This is a genomic window from Nocardiopsis sp. CNT312, from assembly GCF_000515115.1.
Taxonomy (GTDB): domain Bacteria; phylum Actinomycetota; class Actinomycetes; order Streptosporangiales; family Streptosporangiaceae; genus Nocardiopsis.
In genome coordinates this window covers 1-1,974 of the sequence record NZ_AZXF01000057.1, presented here as the reverse complement: position 1 = coordinate 1,974, position 1,974 = coordinate 1, and the positions used below count along the sequence as shown (strand labels likewise).

Below are 1,974 nucleotides of genomic sequence, written 5' to 3'. Positions count from 1 at the left end.
CGGGATACCGGGACCGGGGCTTGTACGGGAAGAGCGGCTGTTTCTTGAGAACTCAACAGCGCGTGTTTGATTTTCTTTAAGCCATGTTTGTTTTGGCCCCGACACTTCGTATCAGCGGAGTGTGAGGGTTCCTTTGATCGGCCGCTTCGGCGGCCAGTCGGGATTTGCTTTCAGGTTTGCCCGCCCCGGGAGGTCTCCGGACCGGTAGGGGTTGGGTGGTTGGACCTTTATGGAGAGTTTGATCCTGGCTCAGGACGAACGCTGGCGGCGTGCTTAACACATGCAAGTCGAGCGGTAAGGCCCCTTCGGGGGTACACGAGCGGCGAACGGGTGAGTAACACGTGAGCAACCTGCCCCTGACTCCGGGATAAGCGGTGGAAACGCCGTCTAATACCGGATACGACCCGCGGCCTCATGGCGGCGGGTGGAAAGTTTTTCGGTCGGGGATGGGCTCGCGGCCTATCAGCTTGTTGGTGGGGTAACGGCCTACCAAGGCGATTACGGGTAGCCGGCCTGAGAGGGCGACCGGCCACACTGGGACTGAGACACGGCCCAGACTCCTGCGGGAGGCAGCAGTGGGGAATATTGCGCAATGGGCGGAAGCCTGACGCAGCGACGCCGCGTGGGGGATGACGGCCTTCGGGTTGTAAACCTCTTTTACCACCGACGTAGGCTTCCAGTGTTCTGGGGGTTGACGGTAGGTGGGGAATAAGGACCGGCTAACTACGTGCCAGCAGCCGCGGTAATACGTAGGGTCCGAGCGTTGTCCGGAATTATTGGGCGTAAAGAGCTCGTAGGCGGCGTGTCGCGTCTGCTGTGAAAGACCGGGGCTTAACTCCGGTTCTGCAGTGGATACGGGCATGCTAGAGGTAGGTAGGGGAGACTGGAATTCCTGGTGTAGCGGTGAAATGCGCAGATATCAGGAGGAACACCGGTGGCGAAGGCGGGTCTCTGGGCCTTACCTGACGCTGAGGAGCGAAAGCATGGGGAGCGAACAGGATTAGATACCCTGGTAGTCCATGCCGTAAACGTTGGGCGCTAGGTGTGGGGGCTTTCCACGGTCTCCGCGCCGTAGCTAACGCATTAAGCGCCCCGCCTGGGGAGTACGGCCGCAAGGCTAAAACTCAAAGGAATTGACGGGGGCCCGCACAAGCGGCGGAGCATGTTGCTTAATTCGACGCAACGCGAAGAACCTTACCAAGGTTTGACATCACCCGTGGACCTGCAGAGATGCGGGGTCATTTGGTTGGCGGGTGACAGGTGGTGCATGGCTGTCGTCAGCTCGTGTCGTGAGATGTTGGGTTAAGTCCCGCAACGAGCGCAACCCTTGTTCCATGTTGCCAGCACGTGATGGTGGGGACTCATGGGAGACTGCCGGGGTCAACTCGGAGGAAGGTGGGGACGACGTCAAGTCATCATGCCCCTTATGTCTTGGGCTGCAAACATGCTACAATGGCCGGTACAGTGGGCATGCGATGCCGTGAGGCGGAGCGAATCCCTTAAAGCCGGTCTCAGTTCGGATTGGGGTCTGCAACTCGACCCCATGAAGGTGGAGTCGCTAGTAATCGCGGATCAGCAACGCCGCGGTGAATACGTTCCCGGGCCTTGTACACACCGCCCGTCACGTCATGAAAGTCGGCAACACCCGAAACTTGTGGCCCAACCCCTTTGGGGAGGGAGTGAGTGAAGGTGGGGCTGGCGATTGGGACGAAGTCGTAACAAGGTAGCCGTACCGGAAGGTGCGGCTGGATCACCTCCTTTCTAAGGAGTCTTTTCAAGGCCAGTGTTCAATCGATGTGCTGGTCGGGCTCGTGAGTGGACCCGAGGGTCCCTGTTGGTCTGTCCCGGACTGGTGTCCGGGGTGGTGCGGGGGTCTGGTCGGGATGGTTTGAAGAAGGTCGAGCTTGATACCTCCGACGGTCCTGGAAGCGTCGGGGGGCGCGCTGTTGGGTGTCTGAGGGAGCAGCCTCGGGC

Annotated in this window: 1 rRNA gene; it reads left to right on the top strand. The window is 59.9% G+C overall.

Going from position 1 to position 1,974, the window contains the following annotated elements:
• The first annotated feature begins 226 nt into the window (after nucleotides 1–226).
• Nucleotides 227–1,761 (top strand): 16S ribosomal RNA (locus tag B042_RS0116880).
• The last annotated feature ends 213 nt before the right edge of the window (nucleotides 1,762–1,974 follow it).